General features: G+C 61.0%; 20 protein-coding genes. 5 read left to right on the top strand and 15 right to left on the bottom strand.

All coding sequences use genetic code 11. The features are described 5' to 3' along the window. The first annotated feature begins 18 nt into the window (after positions 1 to 18). Entirely contained in the window at positions 19 to 702 is a 684-nt protein-coding gene (locus JIN78_RS07165) for a hypothetical protein (RefSeq protein WP_200391268.1), read from the top strand. Positions 703 to 712: 10 nt separating this feature from the next. On the opposite strand, the gene JIN78_RS07170 is transcribed toward JIN78_RS07165, so the two are convergent. Next, the gene (locus tag JIN78_RS07170) at positions 713 to 2,518 is read right to left on the bottom strand and encodes a sulfatase-like hydrolase/transferase (protein WP_200391269.1); all 1,806 of its coding nucleotides are present in this window, start codon (positions 2,516 to 2,518) and stop codon (positions 713 to 715) included. 351 nt (positions 2,519 to 2,869) lie between these two features. On the opposite strand from JIN78_RS07170, the gene JIN78_RS07175 reads away from it, so the two are divergent. Together JIN78_RS07175 and ppnP are read left to right on the top strand one after the other, a co-directional pair. Then, positions 2,870 to 3,886 carry a choice-of-anchor A family protein gene (locus JIN78_RS07175; protein ID WP_200391270.1) on the top strand — a complete coding sequence of 339 codons (1,017 nt, stop codon included), beginning with the start codon at positions 2,870 to 2,872 and terminating at the stop codon, positions 3,884 to 3,886. Positions 3,887 to 3,924: 38 nt separating this feature from the next. Then, a complete protein-coding gene (ppnP, locus tag JIN78_RS07180) occupies positions 3,925 to 4,332 on the top strand; it encodes a pyrimidine/purine nucleoside phosphorylase (RefSeq protein ID WP_234037856.1) in 408 nt (135 codons plus the stop codon). Between the two features lie 39 nt (positions 4,333 to 4,371). Here the strand turns inward: ppnP and JIN78_RS07185 are convergent, their stop codons facing one another. Further along, a complete protein-coding gene (locus JIN78_RS07185; protein WP_200391271.1) occupies positions 4,372 to 5,259 on the bottom strand; it encodes a DUF4437 domain-containing protein in 888 nt (295 codons plus the stop codon). Between the two features lie 54 nt (positions 5,260 to 5,313). After that, positions 5,314 to 6,300, bottom strand: a complete 987-nt coding sequence (locus tag JIN78_RS07190) for a zinc-dependent alcohol dehydrogenase family protein (protein ID WP_200391272.1) — start codon at positions 6,298 to 6,300, stop codon at positions 5,314 to 5,316. Positions 6,301 to 6,388: 88 nt separating this feature from the next. On the opposite strand from JIN78_RS07190, the gene JIN78_RS07195 reads away from it, so the two are divergent. Continuing rightward, positions 6,389 to 7,258, top strand: coding sequence for a LysR family transcriptional regulator (locus tag JIN78_RS07195; RefSeq protein WP_200391273.1), 870 nt, complete (start codon positions 6,389 to 6,391; stop codon positions 7,256 to 7,258). Positions 7,259 to 7,338: 80 nt separating this feature from the next. On the opposite strand, the gene JIN78_RS07200 is transcribed toward JIN78_RS07195, so the two are convergent. Then, entirely contained in the window at positions 7,339 to 9,138 is a 1,800-nt protein-coding gene (locus tag JIN78_RS07200; protein WP_200391274.1) for a POT family MFS transporter, read from the bottom strand. Between the two features lie 156 nt (positions 9,139 to 9,294). On the opposite strand from JIN78_RS07200, the gene JIN78_RS07205 reads away from it, so the two are divergent. Further along, positions 9,295 to 10,398 (top strand): NHL repeat-containing protein, encoded by a 1,104-nt coding sequence (locus JIN78_RS07205; RefSeq protein ID WP_200391275.1) that lies wholly within the window; start codon positions 9,295 to 9,297, stop codon positions 10,396 to 10,398. Positions 10,399 to 10,431: 33 nt separating this feature from the next. Here the strand turns inward: JIN78_RS07205 and rnr are convergent, their stop codons facing one another. From rnr to JIN78_RS07260, 11 genes are all read right to left on the bottom strand, one after another. Further along, on the bottom strand, positions 10,432 to 12,843 hold the full coding sequence (gene rnr / locus JIN78_RS07210) for a ribonuclease R (RefSeq protein ID WP_200391276.1): 2,412 nt from the start codon (positions 12,841 to 12,843) through the stop codon (positions 10,432 to 10,434). Between the two features lie 134 nt (positions 12,844 to 12,977). Beyond that, entirely contained in the window at positions 12,978 to 14,009 is a 1,032-nt protein-coding gene (locus JIN78_RS07215; protein WP_200391277.1) for a M23 family metallopeptidase, read from the bottom strand. Then, on the bottom strand, positions 14,009 to 14,497 hold the full coding sequence (locus JIN78_RS07220; protein ID WP_200391278.1) for a hypothetical protein: 489 nt from the start codon (positions 14,495 to 14,497) through the stop codon (positions 14,009 to 14,011). Before JIN78_RS07220 ends, JIN78_RS07215 begins: the two co-directional genes overlap by 1 nt. Before the next feature lie 69 nt (positions 14,498 to 14,566). Beyond that, the gene (locus tag JIN78_RS07225; RefSeq protein WP_200391279.1) at positions 14,567 to 14,800 is read right to left on the bottom strand and encodes a hypothetical protein; all 234 of its coding nucleotides are present in this window, start codon (positions 14,798 to 14,800) and stop codon (positions 14,567 to 14,569) included. Positions 14,801 to 14,813: 13 nt separating this feature from the next. Beyond that, positions 14,814 to 15,632 (bottom strand): urease accessory protein UreD, encoded by an 819-nt coding sequence (locus tag JIN78_RS07230; protein WP_200391280.1) that lies wholly within the window; start codon positions 15,630 to 15,632, stop codon positions 14,814 to 14,816. After that, entirely contained in the window at positions 15,622 to 16,239 is a 618-nt protein-coding gene (ureG, locus tag JIN78_RS07235; protein WP_200391281.1) for an urease accessory protein UreG, read from the bottom strand. The genes JIN78_RS07230 and ureG overlap by 11 nt, the downstream gene beginning before the upstream one ends. Next, on the bottom strand, positions 16,236 to 16,940 hold the full coding sequence (locus tag JIN78_RS07240; protein ID WP_200391282.1) for an urease accessory protein UreF: 705 nt from the start codon (positions 16,938 to 16,940) through the stop codon (positions 16,236 to 16,238). Before JIN78_RS07240 ends, ureG begins: the two co-directional genes overlap by 4 nt. Further along, a complete protein-coding gene (locus JIN78_RS07245; RefSeq protein ID WP_200391283.1) occupies positions 16,941 to 17,378 on the bottom strand; it encodes an urease accessory protein UreE in 438 nt (145 codons plus the stop codon). Positions 17,379 to 17,380: 2 nt separating this feature from the next. Continuing rightward, on the bottom strand, positions 17,381 to 19,153 hold the full coding sequence (gene ureC / locus JIN78_RS07250; RefSeq protein ID WP_200391284.1) for an urease subunit alpha: 1,773 nt from the start codon (positions 19,151 to 19,153) through the stop codon (positions 17,381 to 17,383). A gap of 59 nt (positions 19,154 to 19,212) precedes the next feature. Beyond that, the gene (locus JIN78_RS07255; protein WP_200391285.1) at positions 19,213 to 20,373 is read right to left on the bottom strand and encodes a hypothetical protein; all 1,161 of its coding nucleotides are present in this window, start codon (positions 20,371 to 20,373) and stop codon (positions 19,213 to 19,215) included. Next, positions 20,374 to 21,411, bottom strand: coding sequence for a sodium:calcium antiporter (locus JIN78_RS07260; RefSeq protein WP_200391286.1), 1,038 nt, complete (start codon positions 21,409 to 21,411; stop codon positions 20,374 to 20,376). Between the last annotated feature and the right edge of the window lie 204 nt (positions 21,412 to 21,615).

Raw genomic sequence — 21,615 nt, forward strand, 5'->3', positions numbered from 1 at the left:
GCCCGCCACTCCCCGGCGATGATCGGCAATCCCAATCCCATGCTGGAGACCTATTCCATCAAGTCCCGCTCCCACCGCTGCCACGTTACCGGGGAAGCTTTTGTGGAGGATCAGCCCTTCATTGCGGCCATTTTCCCTGACCCCGAAGGCCCCGGCTATCTGCGCATGGACTACTCCCTGCCCGCTTGGGAGCAGCGCGGTGCCGAGGACCCCGTGCCTTTCTCCTTCTGGCGCTCCCACTACCGGCCTCCGGAAAAAGAAAGCAAGGCCGAGGTCACCCCCCACGACCCCGAGACTCTCTTTGTCAAACTGGTGGAAGAGGATGAGGAACACACCGAGAATGCCCGTTTCATCCTCGCAGCCATGCTGGAGCGGAAAAAAATCATCCGCGAAACCGATACCCAGGAGTTGGAGAGCGGCCTTATGCGACTGTATGAACATCGCAAGACTGGCGACGTCTACCTCATCCGCGATCCCCAGATCGCCCTGGCCGACGTGGCCAGCATTCAGGAAGAGGTGCAAGCCCTCCTCGACCCCAAAGAGCCACCCGCTCCCCCGGCGGAAGAAGAGGGAGAGGAAGCTGAGGGAGAACGCCCGCCCGCAGAGACAGCCGACGGGGAGGCCCCTCCTGCCCCGGAGGAGGCGGCGGGAGAGGACGAGCCACCCTCTCCCGAAGAAGAGGACGGTCCGCCTTCCGCGTGAATGATTCTCCTCAAAGCTTCAGCTTTCCATCGTTGGCCCCGGGAGCAAAGTTGCTGCGGAAAATCCCGGTGCCCAGGGCCTTGGGGCCACCCCAATCGACCTCCACCCGGCCATCGCCAAGGACAATGGCGATCAGCTTTTCCTTCATCTTGCGCGCCACCTCCTGATGTTCGGGGGAAAAGGCCAAATTCTTGACCTCCTGCGGATCGGAGGGCAGATGGTAAAGACCGGGATCGAGCTCCTCGTAAGCCGCAGTGCGAGCCCAGTCCATGTTTTTGCCCCGCCGCGATTGCAGGGTAAAGAGATACTCTGCGGTCCGGATAAAGGCCCGTGGCCCGGTCACCGCATGGCTCTCTCCCACCACATAGTCCCGGGGGGGCAACTCACCCGCCGCCACTCTGGCCAAATCCCGTCCATCGAGGTAGGCGAACTCCTCACTCGCCAGATCCGCCCCCCCGGCCGCCAAGACCGTGGGAGCAATATCTACAAACTCCGTGAAGTCGCGCACCACTTTACCCGCTGGAAAAGCCTTCTTGTCGGAACTCACCACAATGATGGGATTGAGGGTATCCAGGCGCCAGGGAGTGAACTTGGAAACCGATCCGTGTTCATTGAGCTTCCAACCGTGGTCCCCGCAAACGTAGACGACCATCCACTCCTGTCCTTTGCCCTCACTGAATTTTACAAATTCATCAACCGCTTGCCCCACCAGAGAATCGCCATAGGCACAGAAGGCGAAATAGTCCTGCACCATCTTCTGCTTCTCCTCTGCTGAAAAATGGTCGGTGAAGCCATGAGTCACCATTTTGCGCATCTGCTTGGGCATGGTTTCCAGCTCATCTCCCACAATCGACGGGATCTGATAGGTTTTCTGCTGAAAACGCTCCCGAAAGCTCTGGGGCGGCAGCACCGGGGTGTGCGGGAAGTCAAATCCGAGGTGGCAGAAAAGAGGCTTGTCGGGATCCACGCCCTGATAGGTGAGCTTCCCCTCCCGAAAGGGCTGGCCTTCGTTCCGCAGGTAATCCGCCAGCACCTTGACGTAAAAACCATCCCGGGTCTCCCCGGCTGGACGGGCGCTCACTCCCGCCAGAATCATCCCGCTATCGATGTGCTTCCCCTTTTTTTCATTGTAATGGCGGAGAATATCATACCGCTCCATGGCCGCCGCCATCTTCCCCTTCTCCGCCGGGAACGTCTCTTCGTAGCGCTCGGACAAGTAAGTGAAGCCATCCTCAGGGGTGTAGAAGTATTCTAGACTTTGAAAAGGCTCCTCCAGGGTCTGACCATTGATTTTGGAAAACCAGCCCTTCCCCCACGCGGTCAAGCCTTCCAGATGCAACTCTTTGAAGCCCGCGCTCTGTTGGTAAATGGGGCGCATCCGGGACGACTGTCCATCAGCCTGAATCTCTTTCAGCCGCACCCCCCGCTTGCCAACATGAAAGGTCTGGTAGCCCATCGCGGCCAGCTTCTCCGGAAATGGCGGCTGCCAATGCGGCGCGCTGGCATTGTGATACTCGAACTCGTAAATCCCCGAATGCCACGGATAGCGGCCGAAGTGCATCGCCGCCCGCGAGGGAGCGCAGCCCGGCGAATGGCAGTAGGTATTGATAAAGGTCGTGCCCTGCGCCGCCAGTTTGTCCACCTCGGGGGACTCCACATAGCCCAAGGCACTATGCTCACGCCCGTCAATGATACGGTTGAAGGCCCGGATGGAATCGTAGCGCTGATCATCGGTCACAATCCACAACACATTGGGCTGACTCTCTCCGGCGAAGAGCCCGCTCACCCCTCCTCCCAGCGAAAAGACACCCAACATTATTCTCAACCCTCTCACCACCAATCGATTCTTTTTCATAGTCTCCTGTTTTATCCGACCACAGCGTTCCCCTTCGCAAGCCAGGGGACGAAACTCCGGTCCGGTTGGAGAGAGATGTTTGGCCACCCACGTCCCGTGCAGAAATCCCTCTTCCGTTCCCCCAAAACCGCTGCCACGAGCAAGTAAAAGTTACCGGGCATTTCACCCTCACTTTGTAAATTTTACCCACAAAAACCAACTCATGAAATCTGGCACAATTTAACAGGAATCTCGCAACTCTCTCATAAAGAGCAAATTAAAACATAGAGAAAACAACTAGGCACAGGGATAGCTCCATTCTTTCTACCGACCATGAAAACCACAACCCCAAGCAAAACCATGACCCCCCTGCGCAAGACCGCCATTTGTCTTTCGGCCATCGGTTGCGCCCTCGCTACCGCAGTCGAAGGGGCCAGCCTGTCTCAAGCCGCCCCCTACAACGTGTTCACCTTTGGAGACCTCACCCTCACCAACGTAGATTCCGAAGGCCGGGTCGCGGTGGGAGGCCAGGCCAATCTCACCAATTTCGGCATCGGAAGCACCTTCCAGGGCCGTGCGGCCAGCGCGGGAGACTCCCTCATCGTGGCCGGCAATCTCAACTATCGAGGTGGTGAGGTCCACTATGGAAATGCCTACTACGGCGGCAACCTCATCAGCGCTCCAGCCATCCCCAATGGCACTCTCAATCAAGGCAACCCTCTGGACTTTGCCAGCGCGCAATCCCACCTCACCCGGTCCTCCACCTACTGGTCAGGGCTCACCGCCAATGGGGCCACCAACGACAACTATGGCGGCATCAATCTCATCGGCACCGATCCGGACCTCAACATTTTCGAGGTCTCCGGCCAAATGCTCTCCTCCGCGTGGGGAGTGACCATCGATGCGCCCGCCGGTTCCACCGTTCTGGTCAATGTTAATGGCGCCGACAATCAGTTCAAGAATCTCGGCATCAGCTTCTCCGACATCAATGGCGACAACACCGGCACGACCAACCGGGAACACGTGCTCTACAATTTCTTCGAAAGCTCCACCCTGCGCATCGAGTCCATCAGTGTGCAAGGCAGTCTGCTGGCCCCCCATGCCGATGTTGCCTTCAATAACGGCAATCTGGAAGGCAACCTCATCGCAAACACCGTGACCGGAACCGGGGAGGCCCACGACTACCTCTTCGAAGGCACCTTGCCAGAGGAGACCCCCGTCTTGCCACCCATCAGCGGGCGCTCCCTGCCTTTCCCGGGCGAGGGTGAGAGCGCGGTTCCCGAGCCCTCCACCGCCCTCTTGAGCGCTCTCTTCGGCTCACTCGCGCTCCTGAACCGGCGCCGTTCCTGAGTTTCGTGGCTTTTCCACGGGTTTTCAAAGTTGACAGCATGTCCACCCCCGTGGGTCCCTGCTCCGCTTCCGGGGGGAAAGCGGGGTGGGGATTTTCTCTTGCCAAGAACAGCCCTCCCCGCCACATGGAGAAGATGGAATTCACCAACGTCACCGCCCTGGCCAAAGGCAATGTCTACTTCGAAGGAAAAGTCATTTCCCACACCATCCTCCTTCCCGATGGCAGCAAAAAGACCCTCGGTGCCATCCTGCCCGGGGAGTATCACTTCGGGACCGAAGCCGCCGAGCGCATGGACATCGTCGGCGGGTCCTGCCACTATCAGCTCGACGGAAGCACCAGCGAACAAGAAGTCGGGGAAGGCTCCTTTTTCGAAGTGGCGGCCCATTCCGGCTTCACCATCACCGTGACCGGCGAGCCCTGCCACTACGTCTGCTCCTACCTGTAAGAGCCACCACGCGTTCTCTCATAGGGAGAAGAACCCGCCCTACTCGCTCCGCACGAGGTAGCGCCCACTGCTGCGGAGATAGAGGATGGCTCCCTCCCCCTCCCCGGGCACCCTGAGGGACAGCGGCCGTCCACTTCCCCAGTAGCTTCCAGCCCGGAGTTCGCGGGGGTCGTCCGCCCCCTCTCCGGCCGCCACAATCGCTCCCTCCACCACGACTAGGCGGAGTTCCCCGCCACCAGCCGCGAGGCCGAGGCTCCCCACAAAGCCGGGGGGCAGCTTGAGCAAAGAGCCGTTGCTCCTTCCCTCATCATCTTTCACCCAGAGCAAGGCCACCTCGGGAGAGGGGCCTTCCCCGGAACCCACAATGCGGGTGCTTTCCGAAGAATCCAGCCACACAATGTTGTCGGCGTGGACGTTGACAGGGCGCTCGCCATTGTCGGTGGCTTGTGCGGACGGGAGGACCAGATAGGGCCCGCTATCAATTTCGATATAGGCCACGTTCCTCTCACCCCGCGCTGCCGTGATGTGGTCCTCTCCCGCCGGTTGCGTCCAGTAGGAGCCAGCCGGCATCCACATCTTGGCCGCCGCTGGATCGTCATTATGGATTTCCCCCGCCAAAACCACCCCCCGGTAAGTCACATTATGGATGTGTGGCGGGGAGGCAAAGCCCTCTCGAAAAGTGACCAGAAAACCCGTCGCCCCCTCCCGCGCCCGATCGCCCCACAGATTGGCCGCCTGCGGGCTCTGATCCCCGCGGGCCGGATTCAGGGGCGTCCAAGTCACCTCATCATGGGCCAGCATCTTTTCTCCCTTCGCGGCCGGAGCTTCCGCCCCCGCCTCCTCGGCCTGGAGATGGGCCTGCAGGACCACTACTCCGCTCAACAACCCGAGGGGAGCCCCCAAGGCAAACAGTCGTGATAATTTCATCCTCATAACAATAAACATAAGAACTTACGAAAAACACCTCGCGATCCACTTTTCTCAATGTTCGAGAACCACCTTCCCCATGCCCCGACCGCTCTGCAGCCGGGCGTGAGCTTCTTCCACCTGCTCCAGCACATAAGGGTTCTCGTCGAGAACCACCTGCACCGCCCCCTCTTCCACAATGGCCGCTAGATCGGTGAGAATGGCCTGATGCGTTTCCCGCCGAAAGTCATGCAGCATGGGAATGAGCATGAAAACCACATGCAGAGAAAGACCCTTGAAGTGAACAGGGGTGAGGTCCAGCTCGCACATCGAGACCGTGGTTGCAATCTGACCATTGAGGGCGGCGGCCTCGAAGGAATTCGGCAGATTGGCTCCCCCCACTGAGTCGAAAATCAAGTCGAAGCCCGCCCCAGCGGTGTGCTTTTCCACGTAATCGGCCACGGCTTCGTTTTTGTAATGAATGGCGGTCGCCCCCAGCTTCTCGATGAGAGCCAGCTGCTGGTCCCCTCCCCCGGTGGCAAAAACCTCCGCTCCCCAGTAGCGCGCCAGTTGCAAGGCAAGGTGGCCCACCCCGCCCGAACCTCCGTGCACGAGCACTTTCTGCCCGGGGGCAATGCCCGCCCGCTGCAAACCCTCGTATGCGGTGATGGCAACCAGAGGCAGAGCCGCCGCCTCCCGCATGCTCAGGTTGGCCGGCTTCCTCGCAATCAGGCGACTGTCCGCCGCAATGTATTCCGCCAAGGTTCCCGGCAAGTCGGCCAAGCCCCCCGCGCATCCGTAGACCTCGTCACCAATCGCGAAGCCCTCCACCCCCGCTCCGACCGCCTCCACCGTGCCGGCGAAATCCATCCCCAGAAGGGCCGGAATCTCGGGCGACAGCGGGAGTTCGCTGCCCATATTGCGAATCATGGTATCGACCGTATTCACACTGGAGGCCGCGATTTTGACCAAAACTTCGCCGGCTTTGGCCTCCGGCCGGGGCACCTCGGCCACCTCGAAGGGGGCTTTCTCACCATAGGAATTCAGGAGCATTGCTTTCATCGTCATTTTTCCGCGATTGTTGTTTTCGCTAGACTGCAGACTACCTCCCCCCTTTCTATTTGGGAAATTGGTTATTAAAATTGATTCGATGAGCCATTCCAATCCTTCTTTCAAACTCGAGACCGATCTCCTCGCCCTGCGTTCTTTCGTCGCGGTGGTGGAAGAAGGAGGCTTCTCAGCGGCGGCCAAGCGCGTCCACCGCTCCCAGTCCGCCATTAGCCTGCAAATCGCCAAGCTGGAGGACCGGCTCCACAACAAACTGCTGGAGCGCACCAGCCGCTCGGTGACCATGACCCCCGCTGGAGAAACCTTCCTGAGCTATGCCCGGCGCATTCTGGCTCTTGCGGACGAAGCCAGCCTGGCAGTGAGCGCGCCGGACGAACCCACCCGCCTGCGGGTGGGCTTTGCGGACTACCTCGCCCCCCTGCACTTGCCTGCCCTCCTCGCCCGCTTTCGCCGCGCACACCCCAATTGCGACCTCACCCTCAATCTCGGTCTGGGCGGCCCTTTGCTGACCTCCTTGCAAAAGGATGAACTCGACCTCGTCTTTGCCGGTCCCGAGTCTCCGGCCGGGCAATTGCTTTGGGAGGAACAACTGGTCTGGACGGGCCATCTCCCTGCGGAGGGAAGCTCCACCCCCCTGGACCTGGTCCTCATGCCCTCGCCCTGTAGCTACCGCGCCATCGCCTTCGATACCCTGGCAAAAATCAACCGCACCTGGAAGCTCTCCATCGAGGCCAATTCCGTGCAAGCCGTGGAATCGACCCTGCAAGCCGGGCTGGGGCTGAGCGTTCTTCCCCGCTCGGCCGTGCCCGACAGCCTGCCCATCATCCGAGAAGGCCTCCCCGAGCTCCCCAAGACCTCGGTGCGGGCTCACCGCAACCCCAACCAAGAGCACAATCCCTATCTGCAGCGCTTCATCGACTTTCTGGTGGAAGGGATGGATGCGGCGGCCTGATACCCAGACAAGCCTTCCGCTGAGCCAGGGATGAAACTTCAGAATTTCACGTGCCAGGCAGAGAGAAGACTCCTCCGCCCTCAATCCTGCAGAATAATCTGCCCCCGATACTTTCGAGCATAAGGAATAAAACCAAAGGCGGTCAGCAGCATGACCCCGGCAAAAAACCAGAAATAGGACGCGCCCTCGAGACGGCTGCCTCCCCCACTGTAGTTGGCCACCTCAAAGGGATAGCGTCGCTCTTCCGCGCTTTCTCCTTCCTGGCCCAGCCCCAGCTCGCGTTTGCGCTTTTCCAGCCAGGGCTCGGCCGGGACAAAGACATCGGACCAGGATTTCTTTTTCTCGGCCACCACCTCGGGCAGGGTCAGCGTCACTCCCTGGTCCCACTTGGTCTTGCTCTTACCGTCCGGCCCCGGCGAGGAGAGCCGCACCGTGCGTGAATTCAATACGCGGTAGTCCAAGGGCTGTCCCCAGAGGTCCTTCCACTGGCCGTCTTCATTAAAGGTGGCGGGGAAAGAGCCCTCCCGCAGCTCCAGAGCCGCTAGCGCCTGCGCAAACACGCCCTCCTCAGCGAACATGAGATCGTCCCCAGTGCCGATTTCACCATCCGCCCCCGCGTAGCCGGTGGCGTCGTCCGCATACAGTTCCGTCTTTTCCGGCACGGGGATGGCGATGAGACGATTGATCCCAGCGGTGAACACATTACCCAGCGCCACCGCGAAGAGGAAAAAGCACATCACCATCGACTTCATGGTCTTGGGCGCCTGCGTGTAGGCGAACTCCAGCGCGACAATGGAGACCATCACCTCGGAGGCCGTCAGGAGAGCGTAGGCCAGCACCTGCCAACCGACGTTGGGACTCGCCCCAGCATCAATGCGCATCTGGGTGAGGGCCACCAAGACAAAGGAAGAGGACATCACGAACAAGCCAATCCCGATTTTCCGCAAGGGCGTCAGGGCCCAGACCTTGTCGAGGGCGGGATACAGCCCGTAGGCAAAGAGCGGAATGAAGCTCAGCACGAAGAGGGAATTGAGAGACTGCAGCTGGGACGGCAGCCAGTGGTGCCCCAGAAAGTGGCGGTCCATATCCTGGGCCTGAAAGACCCAGCTGGAACCCGTTTGATCGAAGAGCGCCCAAAACATGGCCACAAAGAGATAGAGCGGGGCTAGGGCCAGGACACTGCGCAGCCCTTCCGGGCTCTTCAGCTCCGCAAGGGTTTGCTCTTTCTTAACCGGAATGTGCACGAAGCGGGTGCGGCCTAGCCAGAAGACAAAGGTCGCCAGAGCCATCAGCACTCCCGGCACCCCGAAGGCCCAATGGGGACCATACCACTGCAACAACCAGGGCGTCAGCAACATCGAGACCATGGCCCCGAGGTTGATGGAGAAATAGAACCAGTTGAAAATCTTCGGCAAAAGATGGGCATTGGTCGCCCCAAACTGGTCCCCCACGTGGGCCGAGACACAGGGTTTGATGCCGCCGGAACCAATGGCAATGAGAGCCAGCCCGCCGAAGAGCCACCACCGGGCATCACCAGCCACCCCCATCAAGGCGAGAGCACCGTGACCCAGCACGTAGACCACCGAAAGATAAATGATGGTGCGGTATTTCCCCCAAAACAAATCCGCCAGAAGGGCCCCGGCCACCGGAGTGAAGTAGACCCAAAAGTTGAAGAGATGGTAATTGGAGGAAGCGATGGTCTCACTCATCGCCTCGCCCGGAGTGTCATTCATGAGGTGCAAATACTGCACCATGAAAACGGCCAGAATGCCCTTCATGCCATAGAAGGAAAAGCGCTCGGCCGCTTCGTTGCCGATGATGTGCGGCACACCAGGAGGCATACCGGTGTGATTGCCGGGTTTGGTTGCGTAACGGGACATAGTCGATTTCGAAAAGTGAAGCTCAAAAAGAGCAGAATTGCGATGATTTTTGTCGCGAAGTCAGGATGGCAGCAATCGGCGGGCCGGGACTTGGCATTTCCCCGCAAAAACTTGTCCTCGCTTGCGCCGGGAAAACAAGTTTTCCAGTTTGACGCCATGTTGACTCTCCGTCCTTTTCTCACCCTCGCCACCGCGCTCTTGGCAGCCCCCCTGGCGGCCCAATTCCAGCCCACCGAAGTGTTGCAAGCGCTTTCAGAAGACGAGCAAGTGCTCGGCCACAATGGCTTGCGCTACCGGGTGCATCGGGACTGGGCGAAAGTTGATCGCGAGGTGGCCCCGGTCATCAACGCCCATGCCATGGTCGCAAGTGAAGACGGCCTTTATTATCTCGTCACCGATCATCCCAAGAATGCCATCATCGTGCTCAAACCAGACGGAAGCTATGTGCGCAGCTTTGGCGAAAATCTGAAGGGAGGCCACGGCATCGACCTCGTGCGAGAGGGCGAGCGGGAGCTCATCGTCCATGTCGATTGCGGCTGGGCCTTCAGTGCGGAAGGAAAAGCCAGCAAGCAAACGGGCTCGGTGAACCTCCTCACCAAAGAAGGCGAGCTGGTGCGCACCCTGCCCTCCCCCGTGGACCTCGGGCTGGAGAAGGAAGGCACCTACTACGGCCCCTGCGATGTCGCCATCACCCCCGATAACGACATCATTGTGATCGACGGTTACGGAAGCCAGCGGGTGCTCCACTTCACTTTGGAAGGAGAATTGGTCCGCCACTGGGGGGGCCGTCGGCCGGGAGAAGAATCCGACATCTCCAATGGTCATGGCATTTCCCTGGACTCCGAAGATCCCGCCGGACCAGTGCTCTGGATCAGCTCCCGGGAGCAAAACCAGCTGAAACGCTTCACCCTCGAAGGCGAACACCTGAGCACCATCGACTTGCCTGGGGCCTACGCCGGCCAAGCCGTCTTCCACGGCGACCACATCTACACCGGCGTTTGCTGGTCCAAGCACCCGAAAACGGGAGAAAAGCTGAACAAGAGCGGATTTGTCGCCGTCCTGGACCGCAAGACCCACCGCTTGCTCTCGGTGCCGGGTGGGAGCGAACCTCTTTACGAGGAGGGCAAGCTGACCTCCATCTCCCAGCAACACCCCGTCTTCCTCCACGTCCACGATCTCATGGTCGACCCGGCGGGAAATATCTTTGTGATGGAATGGAATGCCGCCTGCCGCTACCCCTTCAAACTCGAGAAGCTGTAGCAACGCGGCAATCCCGTCCTTGGGCAAGCATCCCTAGCGTTTGCGCTTGCGGGTGCTCTTTCCGCCCTTGGCCTTGGGCTTGCTCTTCGCCTTCCCCTTGGGCGGTGCCTTCTCCGCCACCTTACGCCGGGAAGCCTTGCGCGCGGTGCGCTGGCTCTTGGTCTTCCCTCCTCCGGTCTGCTGGGAGCCCCGGCGGGACTTCTTCTTGCTCTTGCGCGGCGTTTCCTCTCCCAGGGGAGAAAGATCCTGCCCGGGCACGATTTCCACGATGGCGAAGTCGACCCGCTGCTCGATGAAGTCGACCTTGGCCACCTTCAACTTGACCTGCACCCCGGACTGGACGTGCTTGTCGGCTTTGACAAAGGAGGGCCCTCCCCCGTTGAAGCGCCACCCTCGGCCGGGAAGGTCGGCCACTTTGACCAAGCCCTTCTGCATGATGTCGGTGGCCTCCACGAAGGTGCCCATGGAGCGGACCTCGGTGACCACCCCCTCGAAAAGGGGCGGACTCTCGCTCTGCCGGGTGCGTTCCAGCCACTCCAACAATTTGAGGGTCTTGGTCTCCTGCTCGGCAAAACTGGAATTCCGCTCGGTCTCCGAGATGTGGATGGCGGCCTCCTTGCATTGCTGCTGGGTGAGACTGCGATCGGGCTTGGCCGGCCGGTTTTTCAGCAAATGCTGCAGGGCCCGATGAACCACGAGGTCGGCGTAGCGACGAATGGGACTGGTGAAGTGCGCGTAGTCGGCCTTGGCGAGACCGTAGTGGCCGAGGGGCTCCTCGGAATATTCCGCCCGCTTGAGACTACGGAGGAGACCCAGCTTGATATTGTGCTCCTCGGGAGTGCCCTTGGCTTGATCGAGCAGCTTCTGCACGTGGGCCCGGTTGGTGAGGTCGCCCACCTGGTAGCCATGCACCCGGGCCAACTCTCCGTATTCCATTAATTTCTCCGGGTCCGGATCGTCGTGGACCCGATAGATGGCAGGCTTATTGCGGTCGCGCAGCACTTTAGCCACCGCTTCGTTCGCGGCCAGCATACATTCCTCAATGAGCTGGTGGCTCTCGCAGTGTTCGACCTTTGCATAGCCCGTGGCGTCCTTGGAGCTCTCGTCGACGAGGACTTTGATCTCGTCCATCTCCATATCGAGAGCGCCGCGCTTAAAGCGCCGCTGCCGGAGAACGCTGGCCATCTTCCAAGCCTCGCGAATCATCGCTTCCAAGTCCTTCTTGAGCTGGCCCTTGAAGCGCCCCGGCACACTGCCCCCATCAAGCACGGCTTGCGCTTGCTCGTAGGAAAGCTTGGCCTGGCTATTGATGAAGGCATCGACAAAGGTGCTCTTGCGCACAAGGCCATTGGCTTCGATCTCGAGGATGGCGCACTTGGTCAACCGCTCCTCATCGGGACGCAGGGAACAAATGCCATTGCTGAGCACCTCGGGGAGCATGGGCAGCACCCGGTCGACAAGATAAGTGGAGTTGCCCCGCTTGAGCGCTTCCTTGTCCAGCCGCGTGCCGGGCTTCACGTAGTGGGACACATCGGCAATATGAACGGCCAGGGTCCAGCCTCCTCCTGGACGCGGACTCACCCAGATGGCGTCGTCGTGGTCTTTGGCATCGAAGGGGTCGATGGTGATGACGAGACGGTCCGTCCAATCCTCGCGCCGCTCCTTTTCCTTGCCCGGCACCGGAACGGCCACGGCCTCCGCTTCAGCGAGAACCTCGGGCGGGAAATCCGTCTGCAAGCCATACTTGTGCACCACACTCATGATGTCCACCCCGGGGCTGTCGGGCCAGCCGATGACCTCCTCCACCCGACCACGGGGATCCTCGCCCTTGCGCCATTCGATGAGCTTGACCGCGACCTTTTGCCCAGTCTCAGCTTCCGCGCAGGGTTCCACCTCCAGGGTGGCCGGCAAGGCCTCGGCGTCGGGCTGGATGTAGGTGAAGCCATTGCGATTGAAATAGACTCCCACCACCAGCCGATCGGTGCGTTCGACAATCTGGGTCACCGCACCCTGGGGATCGACTTCGCCGTCGCGCCCACGCTTCAATTCCACGCTGACTTCCACGGTATCGCCATCCATGGCCGTGCCCGTGCGGTTGTTGGGCACGTAGATGCGGCGAATGGACTCGAGGTCGAAGCCACTGAGATCGTTGGCAAGATCGTTCAAGTCGGGATAAACGGTGGCGTGGCCTTTGGGAAAGACCCGGATACGGCCAATGAGACGCCCTTTGCCGCCCCGGCCTTCGCTATTGGCCACCTCGATGCGGGCTTTTTTGCCGGGATTGAGCACCCCATCGGCGACCATGGCATCGAGCACGCGCCGGAAGTGAGCCCTTTCCTTGGGGGCCAGACCGAGGGCCCGGGCCATTTCACTCTTCGTCAAGGGCCGGGCCCCGGGCTTGGCAAGCAACTCAAGGATGCCTTTTTTCAATTGTTCTTCGTTCACAGAAAGTTAGTTATATAATTTCACAATCTCCAGAGACGCGACCGCGCCAAGACTAGGAGAGAGTTGGGGGGAAAGGCGCATTTTCCGCAAAAGAGAAGGGGGCGGAGGGAATGACAAATGGGGGCCATCCACACTCAGGAGCCGGAATCCCCGCTAGGAAAATCACCAGTGACGAGAGCGATGAAGCGCTCTCCCGATGCGGTGAGAGTGGCGCTGGAACCCGTCCCTGTCAACCTCCCGATGGTATAGTGGCGATGATCGATGCGCGTGGAGCGCACATACGTCACCGTCGGTCGCGAGACCTCCCGATCGCTGGGAGCGACTCCAACGAGAAATCCGGAGCGGGTGAAAGCCATCTCCCAGGACTTGCTAGGCTCACTATGATTACCGTAGCCCATCCAACGATAGCGCCGCACGATGGGGAGAATCTCCGTCCCCTTGCGAGGCACGGTGATGCGGTAGTGCTGGGGCAGGCCGTAGAGATGCTTGGCCAGATTGAAGGACGGATCCTTGCGCTGCTTGAGATAGATCTCGGCCATGTCGATGCCGGAAAGATTGATCCCATTGTGATTGCCATGAACATTGGTCGAGCGCAGGCAGTGCTTGATCCAGTCGTCGAAACGCTCGGAATACATGATGTTGAGCTCCAGATGGACGTGGGCCCGTTCATTGTTGAGCCCCGCCCCGGTGGAGCCCAGAATGCCGAGTTCGCTGCCGGGAGAAACCGACTGCCCTTCCTCCACTGAGGTCGAGGCCAAATGAGCATAGAGGGAATAAAACGGCCCCATGCCCCAATCGTGCTGAACCACCACATACTGCCCGTAATTGGACCGAGAAGAAACCGGATTGACGTAAACCACCACCCCATCGGCGATGGGATGAACCGGATCGGTGGGAATGCCGCGGGCATTGCGGGCCACCGGCCGGATGTCCAGACCCTCGTGGAAGCGGGTGTAGACTTTTCCTTCCGAAAATTCGCGATAATTGCGCACAAAACCCCACGCGCCCGACTCCGGCGGCCGCAGGGTCAGGTTGGTCGGCATGTAAAAGTCGGCAATTTCCCCCCGGAAAAGGGCGTCATTGGCCGTGGGCAGGCGGAACTGGGGCAGCTGCGCAAACAGCGCCCCTCCCCCGCAGAAAAGGGCAAGAAGGAGACTGCGAATCATCACTTTTTCTGCTTCTTCCACTCCTGCACGGATTGCCCGATACGGGGCATCATCTTGTCTGCCAAAGCAATCTCGCGGGTCGTAACCCCCTGCCAAATCACCAGCACGCCATCCTGAACCGTCTGGTCAATTTCGACCACGTCCAGCGGACGGCCATTCACCCGGGCCATCAGGAGCTTGCCACGATTGGCATTGGTCACCGCCGCCAGCCGCTGGGCTCCCGCGCGATTGAGCTTGAGCATGACACCGTAGGAATAGCCGTCGGAAGCGGGAAAGGGACGGAAGGACTCGATGTCGCGAGTGGAAATCTCGGGAGAGATTCGGAAGAAGACCCGCGTGCCGACCACTTCCTGGGGAACGGATAACTTGGGGCCGTCGACCTCGGATCCCTGCAGATTGAACTGCACGACCAACTTTTCATCCTTCTTGCTTCCCGCCATCAGGCTCAGGCAGCAGAAAAGCCAAACGGCTAGAATAGAAACTCTCATCCCCTTCCTCTTAGCGGAAAAAAGGGGCGAGGTCAAAGTCCCAACCCGCCCTAATTCGTTCGGAAGGCCTTAGCGTCGTTTCACGCGCACTGGCTGAGCCTGGAGCTGGCGGGCAGGACGATTGCTCACCCACCGCGCTGCCAGCCCGGTGCAGGAAAGGGCGAGGAGAAAGCCCACCGCGATGGGAGCGAAGGGCCAGTCATCACCATGGGTGTGACCGGGAGGGCCCGGGTGGGCGGAGGCAACGGTGATCAGTCCCGCTTGCACAAGAAGTCCGGCTTTTACTGCTTTTTGCGAAATCATTGTCATTACTGGCTTAGACTATCAGCCGATTTCCCCCTGCTAGCAATGGAAAAAAAGGCTCCAAGCTCTCCCGCACTGCGCGTGAGGCCCCTTTGAGAAGCAAACTCCGTGCCGCAAGGAGACGCACCACGCCCACCCCGGGCTGCAGCTCGCTATAGCCCGCCCGCAGGCCCTCGCTTGGCAAGCCATGGACGGCCCGGGCGAGGTGCTCGCCGTCGTGCGCCCCCACCACCCAGAAGGCCCCATAGAAGCAGTGCTCCCAATCGGGCACGGTCAGAGGCCAGGGGCCCTGGGCGGGTTCGAGAATCATCTGCTCGCGAGCCACCAGGCGCTCACCGACGGTAAGCTGGAGCCGGGTGGTGAGACGGCGGAAGCGGTGCTCCTCGCCATGGGCCACGCGACCGGGGGCCAGCCACTCGCCATAGACCAGGCTCGCTCCCTCCGCGACTTGCAGCCGGGTGGTCTGGGTGACCGCGCTGCCCCGCTGGGGAATGATCCACTGGGGCTGGAAATCGAGCCAGCCTCCCGCGCCCACCGCGATGTCCTGGTCGAGGGTCGCGGAACCGCCCTTCATGGTGTGGAAGCGATTGGCGCTGGGATTGCTCAGACGCACGCGGGCCTTTTTCTCCAGCTCCACCGCTAGCCGCCAGTGGTCCCCGGCGAAGATCCCGGCGGTGGGATTGACGATCTGCAGGGCCAGCAGCCCGCCCTCGCGATAGGGTTTGCCAAAGTGACAAAGCCCGCCCGCCCGGCGCTCCCGCAACACGGTCTCTCCCCGCTGCGAATCAAAGCCGAAGCGCAAGCGCGACTCACTGTGGAGACTACCCGACATCGGTAAAAAGCACCTCCCGGTCAAACCAAGCAAAGAACTCCTCGCGGCCGAGGTCCTTCTTCCAATCCGTGAAAATAAACGGTCTTCCTCCCCGCTGGGCCGCGCAATCGGCCTTCATGCGCTCCACGTCCGAGCCGACGTAGGGCGCGAGAGACACTTTATTCACCAGCAAAAGGTCCGCACCGGCAATGGCGGGTCCACCCTTGCGCGGAATGTCGTCGCCCTCGGTGACGTCGATGACGTAGATGAAAACATCGACCAACTCGGGCGAGAAGGTGGCAGTGAGATTGTCCCCTCCGCTCTCGATGAGAACCAGCTCCAGTTCGGGAAAGCGCTCTGCGAGCGTCTCCACGGCATCGAGATTCATGGAAATATCATCGCGAATGGCGGTATGCGGACAGCCCCCGGTCTCCACCCCGATGATGCGGTCGGGCGGCAGGGCCCCCTCGCGCACAAGCATCTTGGCATCCTCACTGGTGTAAATGTCGTTGGTGATCACGGCCATATCGCGCGACCGGGCGTAGTGACGGCAGATCTCGATGCAGAGGGTGGACTTTCCCGAGCCCACGGGCCCGCCGATGCCGACTTTGATTGCTGCTTTGCTCATGATAGAAATAGTCTCGCCGACGCGCGCTCGTGGCGACTGGCCGCGATGTCCCAGAGGGGGTTGAAGGTGCCCCACTCCTCCTCCGGGAGCTGCCCAGCCCCCTCCCGGCAATGGCTCTCCCACGCCTGGAGCACCTCGTGGAGCAGCTCTTGCACAGCCTGGGGACCGACGGGAAGGAGCTTGAGAGAGGCCTGCAAGAGGGCGGAAAAGGTCTGGTAGCCCAGCACGCGGGCAGCGGCCGCAGGAGGCACGTTTTGCAGAAAAGTCATCACCCCGGCCACCACGGGAGCCTGGTGATGGGGAAAGGAAAACTCCGCGAGCGCAGCCTCCCGCCCCCAGGTCTTGCGAAAAAGCCGCCACTGCTGACGCCCGACTTGACTGGCGGCCTCGCGCAACTTCGCGGTGGGGCGCAGGGCCCAGGCTTGCTCATCCAGCGTGACCAGCGCGGCGGCATCACCGGCTTCGGCCGCTTCCCGCGCCGCCAGCAAGAGGGGGAGATCCACCCGGAGTAACGATTCCATCACGTCGCGCTGGAGGAAGCGGGCCAACTCCGCCCGCCCGGTGAGGTGACCCTCATGCACCATACCCTCCAGGCCATAGGAGTGGGCATAGCTCCCCACCGGCGCGGAACTGTCCGCAAAGGCCAGGACCCAGCTGAGCCAGCTGGAAGCGGAAGGGACTGCCTCGGGTTCGCTCATCATCTAGTGGGTATGCTCGGAATGAGGACGGCAATTGAGCACCTCATGGCGAATCTGGTAAGCGATGCCGATACGGTCGAGGGAGTCGGTGAGAGTGGGAAAGAGCTCCAGTAAAATTTCCTCCTCCCGCACCTCGATGGGCAGATGGCGATTGCCCAGATACCAGCCAATCTTGGCCGCCAGGGAGGACTCGGCGGGCATGGGAATGACCAGAACATCCTCCGGCCGCTGACAAATCCGGAAAACCCGCTCTCCCCCGCGCAGGCAATCGCCATTGCGGGCCGCTTTCTCCAAACTCACCGCCACCGGGGTGCCATCGGCAGCTTCCCCCCGCCAGCGCCGCGACCAGAGATCGATGCGCGCGACCGGTAGCTCCACGGCTTTGGCCACCGGTTCGGAGAGGACTTCGTTGAGCAACAGGGCTCTTTTTTCCCCCGCCATGCTCAGAAGAGAAAGTAGCGTTGCGCCAAAGGAACCTCGGAAAGGGGCTCGCAGGTCAGCTCTTCACCATCCGCCGTCACGGTGTAGCTCTCGGGATCGATCTCAATCTCGGGACAGCTCTCGTTGAAAAGAAGATCCTCCTTTCTCACCGAGCGAGTGCCCTTGACCGCGACGAGGCGCTTCTCCACTTGCACTTCTTCCGCCAGCCCGGCCTCGAGGGAATCTTGACTGACAAAGGTCACCGAAGTGCGGCGCTTGGCCTTGCCCAGAGCGGCGAACATGGGACGGTAAAAAGTCGGCTGCGGGGTGGGAATGGAGGCGTTGGGATCGCCCATATTGGCCATCGCGATGAAGCCTCCCTTCAGAATGAGCTCGGGCTTCACCCCGAAGAAAGCAGGCTTCCAGAGGACCAAATCGGCCAGCTTGCCCACCATCAGCGAACCCACCTCGTGGGCCATGCCGTGGGTGAGGGCGGGATTGATGGTGTATTTGGCCACATAGCGCAGGGCGCGGAAGTTGTCCGCCGCCGGATGAGCCCCCGAGCTGTCGGGGAGAGGGCCGCGTTGCACCTTCATCTTGTGCGCGGTCTGCCAAGTGCGGGAGATCACTTCCCCCACCCGCCCCATGGCCTGGCTGTCGGAAGCAATCATGGAAATGGCCCCTCGGTCGTGCAGGAGGTCCTCGGCCGCAATGGTCTGGGGACGAATGCGGGACTCGGCAAAGGCGACGTCCTCGGGAATCTTCGAATCCAGGTGATGGCAGACCATCAGCATGTCGAGGTGTTCGTCGAGGGTATTGACGGTGAAGGGCCGGGTGGGATTGGTAGAAGAGGGCAGGACATGGGAGAAGGAGCAAATCTTCATGATGTCCGGGGCATGGCCGCCACCCGCGCCTTCGGAGTGATAGGTGTGGATGGTGCGTCCGGCGATGGCCGCGATGGTGTCTTCTACAAAGCCGGCCTCATTGAGAGTGTCGGTGTGGATGGCTACCTGCACGTCCATCTCGTCAGCCACCGAGAGACAGACATCAATGGCGGCGGGGGTGGTGCCCCAGTCCTCGTGCAGCTTCAGGCCGATGGCCCCGGCGCGGATTTGCTCGCGGAGCGGCTCGGGGGTCGCGCAGTTGCCTTTTCCCAGAAAACCAAGATTCATGGCGAACTCGTCGGCCGCCTCGATCATGCGGTGGAGGTTCCACTTGCCCGGAGTGCAGGTGGTGGCATTGGTGCCGGTAGCGGGCCCCGTGCCCCCGCCCAGCATGGTGGTGACCCCGCTGGAAAGCGCTTCCTCAATCTGCTGGGGACAAATGAAGTGAATGTGGGCATCAATGCCTCCCGCCGTGACGATCGAGCCCTCGCCCGCAATGGCCTCGGTGCTGGCCCCGATGATCATCTTGTCAAACTCACCCGTGGCCGGATCGGCGAAGCAGGAACCGATGCCGTCCTGAATCCCCGGGTTTCCGGCATGGCCGATGCCCACGATGCGCCCGTCGCGGATGCCGATGTCGGCTTTGATGATCCCCACCTCGGCATCGAGAATGGTGGCATTGGTGATGACCAGATCGAGGGCTTCGCCATCCAGAGCGGTCGAGGATTGGCCCATACCATCGCGAATGACCTTGCCGCCCCCGAACTTCACCTCATTCCCGTAGCCGCCATTTTCCGCAATCAAATCCCGCTCCACCTCGATAAACAACTCGGTGTCACCCAAGCGGATGCGATCGCCCACCGTGGGCCCGTAGTGCTCGGCGTAAACCTGCCGCGGAATCTCCAATGCCATACTCACAGGGAGCCAAGCAGATTCAACGCCAGATGAGAACTCCCTTCTCGCCCGCAGGCTCAAGTTTCTTCATCAATGAGGAGTTTGGACTGGAAAGCACCTTCGTCCTCCAGGTTGCCGCCCAGAGCCCCGGCGAGAGTGCCCAGGGTGGAGGAAAAGACCGCGAACCGGAGCAGATCCGCGCCCGTGACGGGCTCGCCCACCCAGCCCACGATGAGTTCGCGGGGGAAAGCGAAGGTGATCAGCAGGGAGAGAAGAAAAAGGTAAAGCCCGAGCGAGAACATGCCCGCGAAAAGCGTGAGCTGCAGCACCACGCGGGTGCGCTCGAGCTGCTCACTGGCCCTGGGTTGGCGGGTCAGCTCAGGGATGTTTTGCCCATGGTAAAGCGCCCCCGTGCCCACAAGCACGGCTAGGATTGCGGCACCGGAAAGCACTTCCCCCCGAATGGCCATTCCCAATTCCCAGGGCTCGGCTCCCAGATAAAGAAAAAGCATACTGACAAAGGCGGCAGCGGTGAGCCGACCCAAGCGGAAGGGCTGCTTCCAAGGCTCATAGCCGATGACATCGGACAAAATTCCCCTGGGGTCGGCGATGAGGGCGCGCAGACGAAAAAGCAGGCCCGGTCGTTGCCCGGCCTCCTCCAAGCGAAGATCGGCGACCTCGGCCAGGCGCTTTCCCATGAGTTCCTGATCGCCGGACGAGAAGGCTGCCACCAGAGCCTCCTCGCTTTCCAGCGGGCGCTTCATGGCCCCGGGTTCATGGGGTTCGAGCCCGAGGAGATGCCCGAAGAGATATTGCGCCACCACCATCAGACGCAGCGAACAGTCCTTCTCCTCCGGCGGGTAGCGATGGGTGGAGAGCACCGCCGTCTCCAGCGCGGAAGAAGGCGTGCCGAGGGTGAAAGGACGCGTGCGGGCCCGCAAATCCGCTTGCGTCACCACGAAAGCAAAGTCCCAATGGCGCACCAGCTTTTCGTGGCAACCCAAGGCCAGCAGCTCCAGCGGATCGAGCCGCGAACCATCGCTGGGACGGGTGTTTCTCTCCCGAAACTCCGCCCGCCACTCGAACTGGGGAAATTGCCGGGCCAATTGCTCGTTGAGAATGACGGCCGCCTTGCGAGTGAGGGCCACCAGCTCATCGTCTTCGCCACCACCCACCGGCTGGATGACCCAACCGATGACGATTTCGCGGGTTTCGTTGTCGAGGAGGTGAGGGGTCATCTATTGGGCTAGGAAAAGGGTGAGCAAAGCAACGCCGTAGAGGGATAAAATCGTGAAACTCTCGAAGCCGATGTTGGCGATTCCCCGGCGCTCGCGACCGACGAGGCCCATGGTCAGCACCGCCGTCATAAGAATGGCGAGAGCGATGAGAAAGAGCTGCTGATTGGTGATAGCGTGGTAGATGGAGCCATCCCGGTAAGCGACGTCGGAGGCAGCCATGAAGAGACTGTCAAAGGCATTCCCCCCGATGATGCCACCGACCGCGAGAGTATAGGCCCCATTGCGCACCGCCGCGATGGAAGTAACCAGCTCGGGCAAGGAAGAGGAAACGGCGGTGAAGAGTCCGCCCACGAGGGACTCGCTCAAGCCCATGCGCTTGATGGCCCCGATGCCGGTCTCCGCCGTCAGCCAGCCCGCCACCGCAGTGAGCAGGGCCAGCAAGACGAAGCTCGTGAGGGCCGCCGTCCAGCTTTGGCGGGTTTTCTCCGCCTCCCCCTCATCCTCTTGGGTCACCTCCGTCCGGTGGGGATGCCACATCGGGTCGGCCTTGGTGCGGGAGCTGAGGCGCATGCCGTAGCAGTAGGCCGCAACCATCAACACGGTGACGGGATGAATCTCCCAAAAAGTCCACTCCGGCAGCGTGAAGGCCAGCAGCGGGAGAGTGAGCAGCGCGATGAGCAGCCCCGCCTGCATGAGGTTGGCGAGAGAAGCCGCCGCGTGCTCAAGATTGCCCCGCCGGAGGCTGATATCGGCAATACCCAAAAAGGCGGTCTGGGCCGCGATGCCTCCGATGGCGTTGGAAACCGCCATCTCCACATAGCCCTGCCAGGCCGCCGTCACCGAAGCCACCAGCCCGGGCAAAGACGTGGCCGCCCCGAGGAACAGCCCGCCCGTGATGGCCTGGCCCAAGCCCGAGCGGTCGGCAATGGTCTCGGCCACCTTGGCCAGGCGCTGGCCCGCGAAGAAAATGATCACCACGCTGACCACAAAGATCAGGATGTGATAAATGAAAGGGAGGGAACTGAGAAGGTCTTGCATCGATCTATGGCTCGAGGATCTATGGCTCGAGGCCGGGTAACGATCGCAAACCCCATACCAACGGAGGACCGGGACTCACGGGCCTCATGGAGGAAGAATTCGCGCATTTCGCACGATCTCCAACGACAATTTGCACGCCGGGCAGGGCTCCCCCGCCCCTGTTCCCTTGCTGAGGCCAGCCTTTCCGGAATGGCACGCTCTCTT

Source organism: Roseibacillus ishigakijimensis (genome assembly GCF_016595415.1).
Classification (GTDB): domain Bacteria; phylum Verrucomicrobiota; class Verrucomicrobiia; order Verrucomicrobiales; family Akkermansiaceae; genus Roseibacillus; species Roseibacillus ishigakijimensis.